General features: G+C 39.8%; 13 protein-coding genes. 6 read left to right on the plus strand and 7 right to left on the minus strand.

The window, feature by feature from the left end; all coding sequences use genetic code 11:
* The first annotated feature begins 41 nt into the window (after nt 1-41).
* The 5 genes from ASE74_RS00560 to ASE74_RS00580 all read left to right on the plus strand — a co-directional run bounded on the left by ASE74_RS00560 (nt 42) and on the right by ASE74_RS00580 (nt 8,638).
* Nucleotides 42-3,272 (plus strand): TonB-dependent receptor, encoded by a 3,231-nt coding sequence (locus ASE74_RS00560; protein WP_055903092.1) that lies wholly within the window; start codon nt 42-44, stop codon nt 3,270-3,272.
* Between the two features lie 17 nt (nt 3,273-3,289).
* Nucleotides 3,290-5,134, plus strand: coding sequence for a RagB/SusD family nutrient uptake outer membrane protein (locus ASE74_RS00565; protein WP_055902797.1), 1,845 nt, complete (start codon nt 3,290-3,292; stop codon nt 5,132-5,134).
* A gap of 10 nt (nt 5,135-5,144) precedes the next feature.
* The gene (locus ASE74_RS00570; protein WP_082458596.1) at nt 5,145-6,791 is read left to right on the plus strand and encodes a DUF4957 domain-containing protein; all 1,647 of its coding nucleotides are present in this window, start codon (nt 5,145-5,147) and stop codon (nt 6,789-6,791) included.
* 70 nt (nt 6,792-6,861) lie between these two features.
* Complete coding sequence (locus ASE74_RS00575) at nt 6,862-7,884, plus strand: pectinesterase family protein (RefSeq protein WP_082458597.1); 1,023 nt, start codon at nt 6,862-6,864, stop codon at nt 7,882-7,884.
* Nucleotides 7,885-7,897: 13 nt separating this feature from the next.
* Nucleotides 7,898-8,638, plus strand: a complete 741-nt coding sequence (locus ASE74_RS00580) for a rhamnogalacturonan acetylesterase (protein WP_157255305.1) — start codon at nt 7,898-7,900, stop codon at nt 8,636-8,638.
* Nucleotides 8,639-8,665: 27 nt separating this feature from the next.
* On the opposite strand, the gene ASE74_RS00585 is transcribed toward ASE74_RS00580, so the two are convergent.
* The 5 genes from ASE74_RS00585 to ASE74_RS00605 form a co-directional block, all read right to left on the minus strand.
* Nucleotides 8,666-9,145 carry an SRPBCC family protein gene (locus ASE74_RS00585; protein ID WP_055902802.1) on the minus strand — a complete coding sequence of 160 codons (480 nt, stop codon included), beginning with the start codon at nt 9,143-9,145 and terminating at the stop codon, nt 8,666-8,668.
* A 12-nt stretch (nt 9,146-9,157) separates the two neighbouring features.
* Nucleotides 9,158-10,087 carry a TIGR01777 family oxidoreductase gene (locus ASE74_RS00590; RefSeq protein WP_055902805.1) on the minus strand — a complete coding sequence of 310 codons (930 nt, stop codon included), beginning with the start codon at nt 10,085-10,087 and terminating at the stop codon, nt 9,158-9,160.
* Between the two features lie 5 nt (nt 10,088-10,092).
* Nucleotides 10,093-10,908: a hypothetical protein gene (locus ASE74_RS00595; RefSeq protein WP_055902809.1), complete on the minus strand. Its 816-nt coding sequence runs from the start codon at nt 10,906-10,908 to the stop codon at nt 10,093-10,095.
* Between the two features lie 152 nt (nt 10,909-11,060).
* Entirely contained in the window at nt 11,061-11,567 is a 507-nt protein-coding gene (locus ASE74_RS00600; protein WP_055902812.1) for a GbsR/MarR family transcriptional regulator, read from the minus strand.
* 46 nt (nt 11,568-11,613) lie between these two features.
* Nucleotides 11,614-12,717, minus strand: coding sequence for an alginate lyase family protein (locus tag ASE74_RS00605; RefSeq protein WP_082458598.1), 1,104 nt, complete (start codon nt 12,715-12,717; stop codon nt 11,614-11,616).
* Nucleotides 12,718-12,843: 126 nt separating this feature from the next.
* Here ASE74_RS00605 and ASE74_RS00610 point away from each other — a divergent pair, with 126 nt between their 5' ends.
* Nucleotides 12,844-15,339 (plus strand): YfhO family protein, encoded by a 2,496-nt coding sequence (locus ASE74_RS00610; protein WP_055902815.1) that lies wholly within the window; start codon nt 12,844-12,846, stop codon nt 15,337-15,339.
* 201 nt (nt 15,340-15,540) lie between these two features.
* Here ASE74_RS00610 and ASE74_RS00615 read toward each other — a convergent pair whose 3' ends face one another.
* Together ASE74_RS00615 and ASE74_RS00620 are read right to left on the minus strand one after the other, a co-directional pair.
* A complete protein-coding gene (locus ASE74_RS00615) occupies nt 15,541-17,166 on the minus strand; it encodes an NADP-dependent glyceraldehyde-3-phosphate dehydrogenase (RefSeq protein ID WP_055902825.1) in 1,626 nt (541 codons plus the stop codon).
* Between the two features lie 117 nt (nt 17,167-17,283).
* Nucleotides 17,284-18,723 carry an MFS transporter gene (locus ASE74_RS00620; protein ID WP_055902830.1) on the minus strand — a complete coding sequence of 480 codons (1,440 nt, stop codon included), beginning with the start codon at nt 18,721-18,723 and terminating at the stop codon, nt 17,284-17,286.
* Nucleotides 18,724-18,737 lie beyond the last annotated feature (14 nt).

Below are 18,737 nucleotides of genomic sequence, written 5' to 3' on the forward strand. Positions count from 1 at the left end.
CTTCAAATAAGTATCCAAATCATTTCAAATCATTATTAATTATGAGCAGAGTTTTACTCTATTTTGCATTTCTCTCTTTTTTTGGATTATCCGTAGCCCAGGCTCAAACCAGGCAAATTACCGGAACGGTAAAGGATAAGTCAGACGGGCAGGTCTTAATCGGTGTAAGTGTTTCGGTAAAAGATGCTAAAAATGGGGCCAGTACAGATGGCAATGGTGCGTACAAAATTACCGTTCCTGCCAAGGGTGGCGTACTGGTTTTTACGTACATCGGCTATAAAACCAAGAGCGTTGCCATTGGCGACCAAAGTAAAATGGACATCACCCTTGAAGAAGATGCCAACACTTTGCAAGAGGTTACAGTAAACATCGGTTACGGTTCGGTGCGTAAAGAGGCATTAACGGGTTCGGTATCCTCTATAACGGGCAAAGATATTGATCAGTTCCCTGTAAGTACCGCAGCACAGGCGCTAGCCGGAAAACTGGCGGGTGTTTCGGTTACTACATCAGAGGGAAGCCCGGGGGCCGAGATTGTTATTAAAGTGCGGGGCGGAAGTTCACTTACGGGAGATAATTCTCCGCTATACATTGTTGATGGCATCCAGGTAGAAAACGCTTTATCGATTTTATCGCCTAACGAAATACAATCGATCGATGTTTTAAAAGATGTAGCTTCTACCTCAATATATGGTAGCAGAGGTGCTAATGGCGTGGTAATCATCACTACCAAAAGTGGAAAGAAAGGCCGCCCTGTAGTATCATTCGATGTTTATGCAGGTGCAAGGCAGATTGTAAACAAACTCGATGTGATGAATCCTTATGAGTTTATCAAGTATCAATACGAGCTCTATAATAACAACACCACACAGGATGTTAAAGATACTTTTACCAAAAAATACGGTACTTTCGATGATCTTGATATTTATAAAAACATCCCGAATATCGATTGGCAGGATAAAGTTTTTGGTCGCCAGGCCTGGAGCAATACTGAGGTTTTAAATTTATCTGGTGGTACCACAAAAACGACCTATAATGTTTCTGTAAACAATACGAAAGAAGATGGTATTATGCTCAACTCAGGTTACAGAAGAACCTTTGCTTCTGTGCGTTTAGACCATAAATTTTCGGATAAATTCAGGGTTGGCTTAAATGCACGTTACAGCGGGCAGCGTATTGATGGTGTGGGTACAACTTCTACCGGATCGCAAGGTACCAACCGATTAAGGAACTCTGTGCGTTACCAGCCATATTCTGGCGGTAGTGATTCTGGCGATTTATTCGATGCTGATTATTTAACTACCGGATTAACCAATCCAATTACACTTGCCAACCAGGAATTGAAGTATGATTACAGAAACGATTTAATCAGCAGTGGTTATGTGCAATATTCCATTCTTAAAAATTTAACCGTAAAAAGTACTGTGGGTTATAATAGAACCAGCAGACATACCAATACTTTTAATGGCCCTGTAAGTAATGTGGCAAGAAATAATGCCGGTTTACCTGCAATACAACTCGATACGGTTTCGCAAAAATCTTTTATCAATACCAATACCATCAATTATAAACCAGATTTGGGAAAAGACCACAGTTTGGATATTTTGGTAGGACAGGAAATTAACATGGTAGATATTGATTCGAGAACGACAGTACTTAAATTTTTGCCCATTGATATCTCAGCGAGTGATGCATTTGTAAGTCCAGCTCCTGCAAATACGATACAAGACCGCCCAACATCGTTAATTTCAGGCACCAGGCAGTTTTCTATTTTTGGCAGAGCATCATACGGCTTTCAGAATAAATATTTAGCTACAGTAAATTTTAGAACAGATGCTTCTTCGTTATTTGCCGCAGGTAAACAATGGGGTTATTTTCCATCGGCGCAGGTAGCCTGGAGAGTAACTGAAGAGAAATTTGTTAAAGACATGAACCTTAGCTGGTTAAATAATTTTAAAGTAAGGTTTAGTTATGGTGCAGCAGGGAACAACCGCATCGGCCAGGATTTATTCAGAACGCTTTTTTACCTAAGTTCAACCACTGGTGGCTACGCAGATACAGATGGGACGGTTTCAACTGGTCTGATTTCGGGTACAGCTACCGGAAATATCTTATCCAACCCTAACATTACCTGGGAAACCAACATCTCTAAAAACTTGGGTATAGATATTGATCTCTTTAAGAACAAGTTATCGCTTAATCTGGATTATTATGATAACAGAACGAAAAACCTGCTTTTAAATGCAAACGTACCACAAACAACAGGTTATGCCACACAGCAGCAAAATGTGGGCAAAACGCAAAACAGGGGCTTTGAGGTACAATTGAACTATCAGGCGGTAAAATCAAAAAATTTCAGCTATAACACCAGTTTTAATATTTCGTTCAACAAAAATAAAATTGTTGAGCTGCAAAATGGTGTAAGTTCTTATATCACACAATCAGGATGGGTGAACAGTTTAGGCGATTTTAAAGTTGAGGTAGGCCAACCAGTTGGGCAGTTTTACGGCTTTATTTCAGATGGCCGCTACACTGTTGATGATTTTACAAACGTTCAAAACACCACTACCGGCGCTTATACCTATACGCTTAAACCAACAGTTGCTAACGCCAGGGTTTTGTTGGGCAACCGCGATCCACAGCCGGGCGATATGAAAGTGAAAAAATTATCCTCATCAGCAAGCATGATGATCGGTGATGATGACAGAACGGTTTTAGGTACAGCACAGCCGAAATTTACAGGCGGTTTGAATAATCAATTTGCTTATAAAAACTTTGATTTAACCGTATTTGTAAACTTTAGCTACGGAAGTAAAGTTTATAATGCCAATAAAATAGAATTCACCTCACAATACAATGTAAAGGACAACAATTTGCTGGCTGTTATGAATGACAGGTGGCAGAATTTTGATGCAAATGGTGTAAAAGTTACAGACCCGGCATTATTAACGGCAATGAATGCCAATACCACGCTTTGGACGCCTACAGGTGGCAATTACGCCTTAACATCATACGCGATTGAAAACGGATCCTTTTTAAGGATCAGCAACGTAACATTGGGTTATTCCCTGCCGCAAAGTTTAATTAAAAAAACAGGTTTTATCTCAAAACTAAGGGTTTACGGTACGGTTAACAACTTGTATACCATTACCGGTTACACAGGTTACGATCCTGAAGCGAATACGCGCAGATCGAACCCGCTAACACCAGGTATTGATTATGCGGCCTACCCACGGAGCAGGTACATACTTGCTGGTATTAACATGGTATTTTAATTTCAACATTAAAGAAAATGAACAATAAATTTATAAAATCGGCTTTAATGGTAATTGCTGTTGGAGCATTGAGTATAACTACTTCCTGTAAAAAATATTTAGATGTAGAATCGCCATCAACTTCCTCACCTGATGTTGTTTTCGAAAGCACGGCCAATACGAACGCGGCAGTTATTGCTGTGTATAACCGCCTTTGTGGAGATAATGGTTATGGAAGTCGTATTTCTACACTTTTTGGCTTAACTGCCGATGATTTTAAAACGTCGGGGAGTTACAGCTCATCTGATCGTAGGGGGATAAGCATGTACGGCGCGAGTTCAGATAATACTGATCTGGTTAATCCATTTTTGCAATTATATGCAGGTGTAGAACGTGCAAACATCTGTATCAAATTTATTCCGGCCTCAAAACTTTATGCCAATGGATCAGATGCAGAAAAAACGGTTATGAAACGCTATTATGGCGAGGCTTTAACCTTAAGGGCTCAGTTTCTGTACGAACTGATCCGCAACTGGGGAGATGTTCCGGCATCTTTTGTTCCTGCTGCTGATGCGGAAACATTGTACGGACCTAATGTAGACCGTAATAAAACTTACGACCAGATCATCGCTGATTTAAAAGTGGCTGAAGATTTAGTGCCATGGAGAAGTGGAATTACCGAATATGGCAGTTTCCGTTATACCAAAGGCGCAATAAAAGCTTTACGTGCACGCATTGCTTTAGCAAGAGGCGGTTATTCATTAAGATCGGCCAGCCATACCATGGAACGCAGTGCTGATTACCTTACCTATTATAAAATAGCTTTTGATGAGTGCCTTGATCTGATGAACCACCGTTCTGAGCATAACCTGAACCCGGTTTATGAAAATGTATTTAAAACCCTGCATACCGCAAACCGCCTTGATGATGCACATGAACTGATGTTCGAAGTTGCAGCCTTTGGAGGAAACGCATCTACAGACAGTAAACTTGGTTATTATAATGGAATCCGCTTCAATTCAGCCTCTACTTTTGGGTCTGGCGGTGGTGGAATGAATGCCATTCCTACTTATTTTTACGAATTTGATGTAAATAAAGATTGCCGGAGAGATGTAACGATTGGCGTTTTCGAGATTACTGCAACATCAAAAAAAATAGTGAATACTTTATTTAACATGACGGATGGAAAATTCCGTAAATCGTGGACAGCCTTTAATAATTCATCTGCCGCGCAAACATTTGGCATAAACTGGCCAATGTTGCGATTTGCTGATGTTTTACTGATGTATGCAGAGGCTGATAATGAAATAAACGGTGCCCCATCTGCAACTGCGGTAAGTGCATTGCAAGAAGTGCAAAAACGTGCGTACGCTGGTTTTGAAACACAAATTCCTGTAACCCCATTGGATAAAGCAGGGTTTTTTAATGCCATTGTTAAGGAACGCCTGTTGGAATTTGGTGGTGAGGGTATCCGCAAGTATGATTTGATCCGCTGGAATTTACTGGCAGGTAAATTTGAGGAAACCAGAAATAAAATCCGGGCTTTAGTTGCCGGAACGGGAGATTATGCGAGTGTACCAAATTACATTTATGCAAAAGAAAGCGATTATTTGTTGGGCACAAGTGTAAATGAGGTAGCCAAACTCGATTTGTATGGTGGAGCGCCTAATAATGTTTTTGCCTCACCCGGATTAAATGTTACAACTGCTCCGGCGGGTTATACCACCAAAAACTGGAGAAAGGCCGTTACTGAAGAAAATTCGATCACCAGTACTTCTACCGGTATTGCTTTTTACTTCGAAGCCAATAAAAAGGAACTGTTCCCTTATCCTAAAACAACACTAATCGAAAATCCAAGTATGGTTCAAAACTTTGGCTATTAAGGTATTTATTATGAAAAAAATTATAGATCAATTGGGGTTTAAATTCGTCATTTTATTATTGATGACTATAGCAATTTCTTCCTGCAAAAAAGAAGATGATGCGCCAACAGAACCGGCAAGAATTTTTAAACCGGGTGATGTGAAAATTTCTGCCGGAGAAACTTCTGCAAAGTTAACCTGGTCTTTACCGCTCATGTCAACAGGGAAAACTTTTAAATATAGTATCGATTTCTCTACTGATTCACTGTTTGCAACGGTAAATTACACCACTACGGCCGATACTGCGGGTGTAACTGTAACTGAAGATAATTTAGCGGTAAGAACTAAATATTACGCAAGAATTAAGGCCAATGCCACCGAAAGTCAGCCAGAATCGAAATATGTTCGCAGCAGTGCTTTCCAGTTAACAGGAATCCAGTTGTTTCAGGCCATCAGGGATATTGAAATTAAAGAAACAACCGCTAAACTGTATTTTACCCCAACAACAGGCTTAACTTCAATTGTATTAACCCCGGCCACAGGTGCAGCTGTTACAGTTGCATTAAATGCAAGCGATGTAACATTAGGTGTTAAAGCATTTACCACGTTAACTGCTGGTACAAAATACACGGCAGAGCTATTTGCCGGACCAAAAAGCAAGGGAATAACCACTTTCACCACACTTGCACCCACTACCTATACGGTAAAACTCAACCCTGGAGATGACCTGGCAGCAGCAATTGCTAGTGCGGCAAATGGCGCAATAATCGGCCTTAATCCTGGTACTTATACTTTGGCTGCAGCAACTTTTATTACCCAAAAAACCATCACTATCAAATCAATATCGGGCAACCCGGGCGATACAAAAGTGAATTATAAAGAGATTGATGTAGAAGGCACTGGTGCAGGTGTAACGCTATCAGGTATTGAATTTGATGGAACTGCTGGCGCATCGCTCTATTTTATCAATTTCATCGGCTCACAAGCAGCAAATGGATCTGCAGCAACTTTTACCAATGTTGTGGTAGATAACTGTATAACGCATGGCTCTACTACTGCCTTTTTAAGGGGCGACAGGGGTACAGCAGTACGCGATTTTAAAATCACGGGCATTATCGTTAACAATTCGGTTGTATACGATATGGGTTTAAATGGTTCTTCTGCCTATTATACCTTTCATTTAAATAAAATGCAGTTTACTAACCTTAACATTTCTAAGTCTACTTTCTATAATGCCGGCCCTGGGTTGGTTACTGCCAGCACCACATACACTGGCGATGTAACGCCTACGGTTTCCATTACCAATTCTACTTTTAACGGTTTTGGCGGCAATGCGAAATATGCACTGTTAGATGCAAATGCTAACCCAATTAACTTTACCATTGTAAATAGTATTTTAGCCAATACCCCTAAATCTGGTACGGTGAACGCGGCTGCCATAAGGGGTACCGGTGCTGCAAGTACACTTAGAATTTCCAACAGCAATTATTTCAATCTTTCAAGCGCATTAACCAATGGTACCGCCCTAACCTTTGGTACGGCAACATTGGTGAGTAACCAATCTATTAATTTGGGCTGGACTGCTGTAACAACAGATTTTACATTGCCTGCCGGCTCACCTTTAAGAACTGCCGGAAGCGCGGGAGGGCCAATCGGTGATCCTAAATGGACATACTAACAAAATTACAGGGCAGGTTTTAATCTGCCCTTTTTTAATGAACTTTATGCTGTAGATTTAATTGAAAAGAATGACAAGAATATCCTATCTGAAGTTTATTGCAATACTTGTTTTACTTATAGTTCCCTTTCTTCCTCTCCATGCTCAGGATCCGAAATATCCTTCAGCAATCACTGTTGCGCAGGATGGGAGCGGAAATTATAAAACCATTCAGGAAGCTGTTAATTCGGTAAGGGATTTAGGAGAAAAAGAGGTTAAAATCTTTGTAAAACATGGTCAGTACAAAGAAAAACTGATTATTCCATCATGGAAAATTAACCTCTCGATTATTGGTGAAAGCGCCGCAGAAACCATCATTACTTTTGATGATTATTCGGGAAAGCCAAATCCGCTGGGTAAAGATGTTTTTGGCAATGCTAAATTCAGCACTTATACCTCCTTTACAGTATTGATTCAGGGGAATGATATCCACCTCGAAAATTTAACCATTATCAATTCAGCGGGCCGGGTGGGGCAAGCAGTTGCCCTGCATGTAGAGGGCGACCGATTTGTAGCCAAAAACTGCAGATTTTTAGGCAATCAGGATACGCTTTATGCCGCCATCGAAAATAGCCGCCAGTTTTATCAGAACTGCTATATAGAAGGTACAACAGATTTTATTTTTGGCAAAGCAACAGTAGTGTTTCAAAACTGTACGATAAAAAGTTTGACTGATTCTTATGTAACTGCAGCTGCAACGTCTGCACAGCAAAAATTTGGATTTGTTTTTCTAAATTGTTCACTTATTGCAGATTCTGCGGTAACAAAAGCCTATTTGGGCAGGCCGTGGCGACCTTATGCAAAAACGGTATTTATAAATTGTAATCTTGGTAAACATATCTTACCCGAAGGTTGGAACCCATGGAAAGGCGATAAAATGTTTCCGGATAAAGAGCTGACCGTGTTTTATGCAGAATATAAAAATACCGGTGATGGCGCATCGGTAAAAACAAGATTACCCTGGACGAAGCAATTGACAGAAAAAGAAGCAAAAAACTATACTTTAAAAACTATATTGGGCGGAGCAGATCAATGGGATCCGCCGCATTTATAGATTAACAGAAAATATGAAAATCAATTTCCTTAAAATTTTAGCTGCTGGAACTTTAGCTGTTTTACTGTCTTTTACCTTCATCCAAAAGAAAACCAAACTTTATATTATTGGCGATTCTACCGCCGCCAACAAAGAGCAAAAGGCTTTCCCCGAAACAGGCTGGGGAATGGCATTGCAAGCTTATTTTAAGGCAGATGTTATTGTTGATAACCGGGCACTGAACGGGAGGAGTACAAAATCATTCCGGGCCGAAAAACGCTGGGACCCTATTTTAGCTCAGCTTAACCCGGGCGATTATGTTTTTATAGAATTTGGCCACAATGATGAAAAAGTAGATAAACCCACTGTTGGCGTTTCTTTAGCTGATTTCAAAATTAATCTGGTGAACTATGTAAATGAAACCAGGAGCAAAAAAGCTTTTCCTGTTTTACTTACACCAATTTCGCGAAGAAGTTTCAAAAATGGTGTATTAATCGATTCTCATGGCGATTATCCCCGGATAACCCGTCAGGTTGCCGATTCGCTAAACGTTCCTATGATTGATATGCTGGCAAAAACTGAAAGCTTATTAAACCGCCTCGGCGAAGAACCCTCTATCAAATTATTCAACTATGTTGATTCCGGAAATGTAAATTATCCAAACGGGAAAAAAGACAACACGCATTTAAGCCCTGAAGGGGCAAAACAAATTGCCGGCTTGGTGGTAAAAGGCATTAAAGAGTTGAAGCTTAACCTGGTTAAGAGTTTAAAATAGGGATAGGATACAATTAAATTATAAAGATCAGATTTTAAGCATATTAGACGGGGAATTATCAAAATTTGCCACACGACTCAGCATTTCATTTCTTTTTAACAACAGTTTCTTCATATAACTTTTTAGCAACACTTTATTCGCCAACCAGCCAAGTATACCAAAAGGTGTCTCGAACCAAAAGATATCGGTCATTTCTGTCTGTGTACCAAGTACTTTAAACAGGTGTTGATGATGGAGCTTTTTAAAAGGGCCTTTTATCATTTCATCAATAAAAAAGTTTGGCTGCTCCATTGCAGTAATTTTATTGCTCATGGTAAAATAAAGCCCGAAATGCTTGGCTCGCCAGGTAACAGATTCATTTAAGCAAATTAGTCCATTTATTTTTCCTGCAATGGCTTTCTCACCCGATTGTTGCATCGATTGTACATGAAGATCAATACTTCTCGCCAAATCAAAACAACTTTCAAGGGGTGCATCAATCAATGTTTTTAAAACGATTAATGGCATAAATTCTTTAGCTTAATTTTTTCCCTCTACACTCAAAGCCGCTACCGCCTCATCTATATTTGCATATTTAAACCCGAAACCGTTAGCCAATAAAATACCCGGTTTAACCCATCTGCTTTTTAAAATCAGTTCGGTTTCTGTGCCAATAATTTTTGCGCCAATGCCCAATAGCCAGGCAGGGGCAGGTAACCCAAAACCAATGCCATATGCTTTTCTGATACTGCGCATAAACACATTGTTTTTAACAGCTTCCGGAGCAGTACAATTTACAGCTCCTTCAATTTCTTTGTGCTGAAGTAACCACTCGATACTTCTTGCAGCATCTTGCTCGTGTACCCAGCTTACGTATTGTTCGCCATTACCCTGTTTGCCGCCCATGCCCAGTTTTACCAGGTTGAGCAGCCTTGGAAATGCACCATCACTAAGCCCAATTACAATGCCCATTCTTAGTGCTACTTTTCTTGTTTTTGGGGTATTGGTTTCAAAAAAACTACTCTCCCAGGCTTTACATACTTCGATAGAAAAACCTTCACCAATTTCACCTGTTAACTCATCTTGCGGACGATCTTCTGCATGCCTGTAAATGGTTGCTGAGGTAATGTTGATCCAAAGTTTTGGTGGGTTTTCCATTTCACTGATCACTTTACCCAATAACCGTGTAGGGATCAATCTTGAATCGAAAATGGCTTTCTTGTTTTGTTGGGTATATCTGCAGTTTACATTTTTACCACAAAGGTTAACCAATAAATCAGCATCCTGAAGGTTTACACTCCATTCATCAACAGTTTTACCATCCCACAACAGCGTTTTAATGTTCCCCTTTGCGGCTTTTGGTTTCCTGGCGAGGATAATCACTTCGTTAGCCAAATGGCTAAAATATTGGGCCAGTATGGTTCCTAAGTAGCCATTTCCGCCAGCGAGTATAATTTTTCCATATTTCATGATTTCTACAAACTAAAGATCAAACCCAAAACAATTAAACGGTAAAGTGCCCAGCTGATACTCATTATTAAACCCAATTTTAACAGCCTGCCCCTGCGAAGGTGCTCTAAAAACATGAGTCCGGCAACCATTAAAAAATAAAGGATATAAAATAGCGGGTGAATATTGAAATATTTGGCCAATGCTAAACCAGGTATCAGCAAAATTGCGCCTGCAAAAGAGATCGTCATCATGTTGCCCAGGTAATCCCAAAGTTTTTCTTTCTTATAAAAAGCAATAACGGCACCTTGAAAAAACAACTGACCGCCACAAATCAGGTACTCACGGTATTTGCTGCCTAATGGTACAAAATTGGTAAGCAGGTGTGCATAAGCTGTTAATACATAGGCAGTAATTAACCAGGTTAAAACTAGGTAAGCCATGCGGTAATGAACTTTAAAGCTTGGCTGTATGGTATTTTCTTTAATTGCCGCCGGAATAATCACCTTGCGGTTGTAAGAGATAAAGGCATAAAATTTACGCATGATAAACACAAATGGGCCAAATGAAAACAAGGGTTTAAAAAAGGGCATGCTGTGCGCAATAATTTTGAATAAACTCTGAATACCATAGCTAACTTCGCCATTTTCGATGTTTACGAGTGCAATCTCATTGGCTGCCCGTTGCCGATCTACCAATGGGCAAATATTTTCGGGCATTTGTTGGTAAGCCTCCCTACCAGCTTTTTCTAGCATACCTGTCTTCACAAATGCTTTGGTATATACGTTACACATTGGGCATTCATTGTCATACAAAATCAAATGGTTGTAAAGCGTTTTCATATTATTTAAATTTTAATATTTTCAGTAAAAACTGAAAGTTTACTTTAAAAAATTAAGCCGAACTCAATGTTGGGCTTTTGAATGAATATTTAGTTTAGTATTTAGCCGTTTAAGGTAATGAATACACCGCTCGCCAGTTTCACATCTCCAACCTACTTAAACACTTTTAATACCGAACCCCAAAACCAGCTTTCCTCTGCTTTGAGCATGGTTTCCAAGGTTTTATCCACGTTAATGGCCAATTTATTAATATCTTTAATTGATTTTTTAAAGGTTGTAAATTCAGGATCCTTTTCATCACCTGTTACCACAGAAAGTTCGTTAAGTACTTTCAACACAGGTTCTAATTCTCTCTTTTTCCGTTCTTTAGCTACCTGCCGGGCGATATTCCAAACATCTTTATCAGCAAAAAAGTATTCCTTGCGTTCGCCGGCCTTATGTTGTTTTTCAATTAAGCCCCATCCAATTAAGTCGCGGAGCGTCATGTTGGCATTTCCCCTGGAAATGCTCAGTTGCTCCATAATTTCTTCGGTGGTTAGTGCTTCTGCCGAAATTAGCAGCAGCGCATGTACTTGTGCCATGGTGCGGTTAATTCCCCATTCGGAGCCTAATTTACCCCAAGCCTCTATGAATTTCAATTTTGCTGCTGCTAATTCCATACACAAATATAATGTTATTTTTAAACTTTCAAAAATTATTGAAACTTTATTTATTCTGAAAACTTTTTGTGTTCCGCTCAATTTCCTCGAGCACCGTTCGCCAGTTTTTTTGGTTGCCACTCAATTTTTGCAATAATCCAATCTGCGTTGCATCGAAATACACTGAAAACCTTAATACTGGAAGCGCTAAATCTGGTTTAAACATTGTGCCAGGAGCAAAACCAGGTTCATTATTTTTGGCACGGTCGCGATCGAATTTAACGGTTGTATTTACATATTCTTCGTGCTGCTTTTCGCCATTGATGTACGGGATTAACCACTCAACAGATTTTTTAATAGATGATGCTTTTGGCGATTCATAGCTATAAAAATTCTGTCCATTCGCCCTGTCAATGATAATGGCCAGTTTCAACATTGGTTCCAGATCGTAAATGTGGTAGTGCATGGCATCTCGTTCTTTAAAATCCAAACTGGTACCATCGGGATAAAGATTGATGTTGATGTGGCTTTTAAGGTTTTCTATTGTCCAGTTAATCAGTTCCTGGTTATTTAAAGCGTAGCCAATTTCGCCAACTATTTTTAGGCGGTGGGCATTCCAGTTGTTAATTGCCGTAGCCCGGCCGGCTTTCATACGCTTGCTGTTAATTTCTGCTTGTGCAGTTTCGTTCAGCCATTGCTCAATCGGCTTTTTATCCACAGCTGAAATTTCTTTCTTAATCAGATCATAGGCTTCAACTGCCGGATCGAGATTGGTATCGTCGATAGGATCGCCATTTGGCCGATTTATTTTTGCCCAGGCAGCAAGAAATTCTACACATTTGTTTAAATATTTCTGCTCTCCGCTAAGCTGATATTGTAAAGCCAGAACGAACATTTTATTCATATCGGCCAATGCCTGCTGGGTTTTCAGTTTTTTCGGATTTCCTTTCAGTAAACCTTCCGTCCGGATGGTATCAATCGGGTTTGGCTGATCGTTAAGGTAAACTGAAGCAGATTTTTCGAAGCCCTGATAAAGCTTTCTAATTTCTTCGCTGTTTTTGATCTTATTTTTAAGTGTTTTGATTTCGCCAGGGTTTAAACTTACCAGTTGTGCAAAGGAGGCAAAATATAGGGAGGCGAGCGCAACGGTAATCACAAACTTTCTCATCATAAACGGGTTGGATTTTTATTCTCTAACACAAATCTAATTTTTTATTCGCCACCCTTTTAATTTATTCCTTTTTTATACCGCCCAATTTTTTATTTTTGACGTTCGTTTAAACTTAAACAAACCTTAATGAATAACTGGTTTAATAAAAATGGCGTACACCTGGCCATTATTGCATTTTTTGTAGTCATTACGTTTGCCTACTTCAGTCCTGTTTTGCAGGGTAAAGCGCCACAGCAGGGCGATGTTTTGCAGGCTAAAGCCATGCAGAAAGAAATTATGGATATTAAGGCAAAAGATGGCAAAGGACCGCTTTGGACCAACCAAATGTTTGGTGGTATGCCAGCTTATCAAATTTGGGTGCAATATCCTTTAAACATCACCACTTATGGTATTGATGTAATTAAAGGCATATTTCCTGATCCTGTTGGAACGGTTTTATTATACCTTTTAGGTGCTTATTTATTGTTTTGTGTACTCAAAATAAATCCCTGGCTTGCCGCAGCAGGAGCCATTGCCTTTGCATTTACCTCCTACAATTTTATCATTATTGCAGCCGGACACAGCAATAAAGCCTTGGCTATTGGTTTTTTTGCACCTATTTTAGCAGCGATTATTCTTACTTTAAGGGGCAGATATCTGGTTGGCGCGAGCTTACTGGCACTGTTTATGGCGTTGGAGATTCGTTCGAACCACATCCAAATGACCTATTATTTATTTATAGCGTTATTTATTTTGGCCTGTATAGAACTTTACCATGCTTTTAAGGCGAAACAACTGCCTGCATTCGGTAAATCCATCGCTTACATTGTTGCCGGTATCATACTATCAGTTTTGGTGAATGCGGGTACCTTGTGGACAACCTATGAATATGGAAAAGAAACCATCCGTGGCAAATCTAATTTAACAACTGATAAAGCTGAACCTGCAAATGGTTTGGATAAGGAGTATGCATACCAGTGGAGCCAGGGTGTTGGAGAAAGTTTCTCGTTCCTCATTCCGAACATTTATGGCGGTGCCAGCAGTATTGATGAGATGATCAAACCTGAAAGCAACACGTATAAAGCCGTGGAGAAAAACCTTCAGGGTGTTGATCCAAAACAGGCCATTGGATATGTTGCCCAAAATTTGGGTACCAACCAATACTGGGGTAACAAGCCGGGTACATCGGGGCCATATTATTTTGGTGCGATTATCTGTTTCTTATTTGTTTTTGGGTTATTTATCGTTAAACACCGCTGGAAATGGTGGATTTTAGGCGCAAGCGTTTTGTTGTTGTTCCTTTCTTTCGGACAAAACCTACCCTTTATTTCGGATATTTTCTTTGATTACCTGCCGGGTTACAATAAATTCAGGGCAGTAGAATCGATATTGGCAGTTGTTGGCTTATTGGTACCATTGTTAGCAATATTAGCTATCAAAGAGGCACAGGAAGGTCAATATGATCAAAAATATTTAGTGCAGCGTTTAACCTGGTCGGCATGTATTACAGGAGGTTTCGCTTTAATTATTGCGGTGATCCCTACCGCATTCTTCAGCTTTACGCAAACCAACCAGGCTCAGGTTTTAGATGCATTAACACAAACCTTGCAGAATAACCGTGGTGCAGCAATTGAAATTTTAAATGGCGTTGTAGCAGATCGAGTAGCTCTGGCGCGTGCTGATGCTTTACGTAACTTATTGTTTATCGCTATCGGTTTCGGAATAACCTGGGCTTTTATTACCAAAAAAATGAATATGCAACTGGCCTTTGGTTTACTTGCATTGTTTGTTTTGATTGATTTATGGCAGGTAGACCGTCGTTATTTAAATAACCAGAATTTTGTAAGCAAAAACGACCTGAACAACCATTATCAACCGAGAGATGTAGATAATTTTATTTCGGCGGATAAAGATCCGAACTTTAGGGTTTTCGACTTATCATTAGGCGATCCGTTTAAAAGCGCCGAAACTTCTTATTTCCATAAAACAGTTGGTGGTTTCCACTCTGCAAGGTTGAAACGTTTTCAGGAATTGGTTGATAACCAGTTGACAAAAAGCATTAACCAGGATGTACTGGATATGTTAAATACAAAATACATTATTACGCAGGATCCTCAAACCGGATCGTATAAAATGCAACGGAATGCTACCGCTGCGGGAAATGCGTGGTTTGTGCAAAGTGTGCAGTTTGCCAGGAATGCTGATGAAGAAATGAAAGCAATAAGCAGTTTCGATGCTAAAAAAGAAGCTATTGTTGATGAAAGCTTTAAAGCCTCAATTGATACCAAACGCTTGGGTACCGGCCAGGAAGGTTTTATCAAATTAACCGCTTATAACCCTGATCATTTAACATACGAATACTCAACCGCAAAAGATGTAATTGCCGTATTTTCTGAAATCTACTATAATAAAGGCTGGAAGATGTATATCGATGGGGTAGAAAAACCGTATTTCAGGGCTGATTATGTTTTACGTGCAGCACAATTAGAAGCTGGTAACCACAAACTAGAGTTTATTTTCCATCCTACGGCTTATTACGCTGGGGAGAAAATCTCATTGGCAGGATCGATCCTGTTATTGGCTTGTTTGGGTTTTGGATTTTATTCTGAAGAAAAAAAGAAAAAGAAGAGCGCTAAAGTTTAGTGGATTCCTTCCATAGATTACACCCCGTAGAACTTGATTTTGCGGGGTTTTTTATTGTATACTATTTTTTGATTAAATGCAGGATAAAGCGGAGAATCTGATTAGATAGATCTCTCCATTCGCTATGCTTAAGTCGAGGTAAATCCGACACATAGAATCGTCATTACGAGGCTTTTTCCCCGTAATGACGATCATTGTTATTTAGAAAATATATTTCGTACTCAAAAAGTTAGAATCATCTCCTCTAACAATTTCGTTCAATAACTTTTTGTTATCATCTGTAAATTTGGTGGCTACCAAAGAACGGATAGAGAACGAACGCAATGCATCAACTACCGATAGTGTTCCTTCGGCACTGTCTTTACGGCCTGTGAAAGGGAAGGCATCTGGTCCGCGCTGGCATTGGCAGTTAATATTTACCCGGCTTACCTGATTTACCAAAGGATCGATTAACGAAGATATTACCGCAGAATTGTTGCTGAAAATACTCACCTGCTGGCCGTGAGGAGAACCAATTAAATATTCGATAGGCTCTTCCAGATCATCAAAAGGAACCACAGGAACAATCGGGCCAAACTGCTCTTCACGGTAGAGTTTCATATTGCTGTTCACCGGGTAAACAATGGCCGGATACACAAAGGTTTCGAAGGTTTGACCACCATTTTTGTTGATCACTTTCGCACCGTGCGAAACCGCATCATCAATACATTCTTTTAAATATTCTGGCTTGTTCAACTCTGGTAGCGGAGTAAGGTTTACTCCTTTTACCCATGGCATACCAAACTTTAGTTTTTCTACTTCGGCAGATAGACGCTTTAAAAATTCCTGAGCCAAGCTTCGGTGCACATAAACGATTTTAATCGCTGTACAACGCTGTCCGTTAAAAGAAAGCGAACCTAAAACTGTTTCAGAAACGGCTAAATCCAAATCGGCATCTTTAGTAATGATGGCAGCATTTTTTGCATCTAAACCTAAAATTGCCCTTAAACGGTTTACTTTAGGGTGCAGTTTTTTAAGCTCATTGGCCACTTTACTGGAGCCGATTAAAGTAAGCACATTAATTTTCCCCGATTTCATCAACCCAGGAACAATGGTATTACCGCGACCATAAATGGTATTGACCACACCTTTTGGAAAGCTGGAACGGAAAGCTTCCAATAATGGGTAGTGTAATAATGTACCGTGTTTAGGTGGTTTGAATAAAAGGGTGTTGCCCATGATCAAGGCAGGAATCAATGTAGTAAAAGTTTCGTTTAAGGGATAATTAAACGGACCCATACAAAGTACCACACCAAGTGGAGAACGGCGTACCTGGGCCACAATACCCTGCTCTATTTCAAAACGTGATGACTGCCTGTCGATATCCTTCAACGCATCGATGGTTGCATAGATATATTCGACGGTACGATCGAATTCTTTGATTGAATCGGCGTAAGATTTTCCAATCTCCCACATGATCAATTTTGCAACAATTTCTTTTTGCTCAATCATTTTATGGGTAAAGTTTTCTACACAGGTGATGCGGTCGGCAACACTCATTGTAGGCCACTGCCCACGACCATTGTCATAAGCGGCTACGGCTGCATCTAAAGCTTCTGCAGACTCTTTCTCTGTACAAACAGGGAAACTTCCAATACGCTTTCGTTTAAAGCCTTCAGGGGTTTTTACGCATACCGGAGAAAACACTTCATTAAATGGTCCGTTCCAGGGTTTCATTTCCCCATTGGAAAGAAACTCCTTTTGATTGATTTCTTCCGTGAGCCTAAATTCATCTGGAATCTGGCTCTCTTCAACGAAAATACTTTCGAGGTTTAGAGGTGTACTCAATTTGGGTTGGTTGTTAGGGTTTATAATTGTTAATCTATAGTTTAAGTATAGATTAACCTTGTTGCAAAGGTATTGATACGCAGATAATTTAACTTTACCTGTGTATTAAATCTGCAATTATTTTAGTTCAATAACTTTATATTTTGGCACTAAGGTTTTCATTACGGTCCAGCCAATTAAATAGCATACCGCACAAATGGAAAAAATAATAAAATAACCAGCTTCTTCACCTTTGAAGCCCATAAAAACAATCTTGTTTTTGCCTGTATAATCAAACAATAAACCAGAGCCTTTATTGATGATGAAAGAGCCTAATCCGCCGGCCATACCACCAATACCGGTAATGGTGGCAATTGCTTTTTTAGGAAACATATCGCCTACAGTAGAAAATATATTGGCCGACCATGCCTGGTGGGCGGCACCTGCAATACCGATAATGATTACGGGAATCCAATAGGTAATATGCCCTAAAGGTTGTGCGGCCAAAGCCAATAATGGGAAAAATGCGAAAATCAGCATTGCTCTCATCCGGCCTTCATAAGGGTTCATTCCTTTTTTATCAACAAAATAAGTTGGTAACCAACCGCCAATTATTGATAAAAGGGTGATCATATAAAGCACAAACAGCGGAAGGGCACTTTGTGTAGAATCCATTCCATAAACCGATTTTAAATAAGCGGGTGTCCAGAATAAAAAGAACCACCACACGCCATCGGTCATAAACTTACCAAAGGCAAAAGCCCAGGTTTGTTTGTATTTAAAGCAGTCGATAAAAGAAACTTTTTCTTTGGTTTCTTCCACATAATCGGCCAGTTTCCGGTCGTTAATTACATCCTGCTGTATATATGCCAATTCTTCAGCACTAACTCTTTTATGTAATTCTGGCTTATTATAAACAAAAACCCATAATCCCATCCATATAAAGCCTAATGCACCAATAATGATGAACGACATTTCCCAGCCATACGCCTTTGCAATAAAGGGAATGGTGATGGGTGCTGCAAGTGCACCAACCGTAGCCCCGGCGTTAAATATACTGGTTGCAAATGCCCTGTCTTTTTTCGGGAAATATTCTGCGGTGGCTTTAATTGCTGCCGGAAAGTTTCCTGCTTCTCCTACTGCCAATACAAAACGGGCAAAAATAAACAAGGTAACACTTACTGAAACCACTAACCCGGTATCGTTAACGCGGGAGATAACTTCTTTAGCACCTTCAAATCCCACAAACCAGTTTCCATTAATAATCCCTGCAGTTGCGATACCGCAAAAGGCATGTAAACAGGCACCAACAGACCAAACACCTATAGCCCATAAAAAGCCTTTTTTCGTGTCGAGCTTATCAACCAACCGGCCAGCAAAAAGCATTGATATTGCGTAGAAAATTGAGAAAAGCGCGGTAATATTTCCATAATCATTGTTATCCCAATGAAACTCTGGTTTGATAAAATCCGTCCAGGTTAAAGAAAGTACCTGCCTGTCTAAATAATTTATGGTCGTAGCTAAAAATAACAGCAAACATATGGTCCATCTGTATTTGCTTGTTTTGGATTGGTTCATTTGGTTAGGGTGTA

It is taken from the genome of Pedobacter sp. Leaf216 (genome assembly GCF_001421515.1).
Classification (GTDB): domain Bacteria; phylum Bacteroidota; class Bacteroidia; order Sphingobacteriales; family Sphingobacteriaceae; genus Pedobacter.

What these genes read in the sequence shown, in the direction of transcription:
- ASE74_RS00560 (WP_055903092.1), top strand. Translation starts at nt 42, where the DNA reads ATGAGCAGAGTTTTACTCTATTTTGCATTTCTCTCTTTTTTTGGATTA.
- ASE74_RS00565 (WP_055902797.1), top strand. Translation starts at nt 3,290, where the DNA reads ATGAACAATAAATTTATAAAATCGGCTTTAATGGTAATTGCTGTTGGA.
- ASE74_RS00570 (WP_082458596.1), top strand. Translation starts at nt 5,145, where the DNA reads ATGAAAAAAATTATAGATCAATTGGGGTTTAAATTCGTCATTTTATTA.
- ASE74_RS00575 (WP_082458597.1), top strand. Translation starts at nt 6,862, where the DNA reads ATGACAAGAATATCCTATCTGAAGTTTATTGCAATACTTGTTTTACTT.
- ASE74_RS00580 (WP_157255305.1), top strand. Translation starts at nt 7,898, where the DNA reads ATGAAAATCAATTTCCTTAAAATTTTAGCTGCTGGAACTTTAGCTGTT.
- ASE74_RS00585 (WP_055902802.1), bottom strand. Translation starts at nt 9,145, where the DNA reads ATGCCATTAATCGTTTTAAAAACATTGATTGATGCACCCCTTGAAAGT.
- ASE74_RS00590 (WP_055902805.1), bottom strand. Translation starts at nt 10,087, where the DNA reads ATGAAATATGGAAAAATTATACTCGCTGGCGGAAATGGCTACTTAGGA.
- ASE74_RS00595 (WP_055902809.1), bottom strand. Translation starts at nt 10,908, where the DNA reads ATGAAAACGCTTTACAACCATTTGATTTTGTATGACAATGAATGCCCA.
- ASE74_RS00600 (WP_055902812.1), bottom strand. Translation starts at nt 11,567, where the DNA reads ATGGAATTAGCAGCAGCAAAATTGAAATTCATAGAGGCTTGGGGTAAA.
- ASE74_RS00605 (WP_082458598.1), bottom strand. Translation starts at nt 12,717, where the DNA reads ATGATGAGAAAGTTTGTGATTACCGTTGCGCTCGCCTCCCTATATTTT.
- ASE74_RS00610 (WP_055902815.1), top strand. Translation starts at nt 12,844, where the DNA reads ATGAATAACTGGTTTAATAAAAATGGCGTACACCTGGCCATTATTGCA.
- ASE74_RS00620 (WP_055902830.1), bottom strand. Translation starts at nt 18,723, where the DNA reads ATGAACCAATCCAAAACAAGCAAATACAGATGGACCATATGTTTGCTG.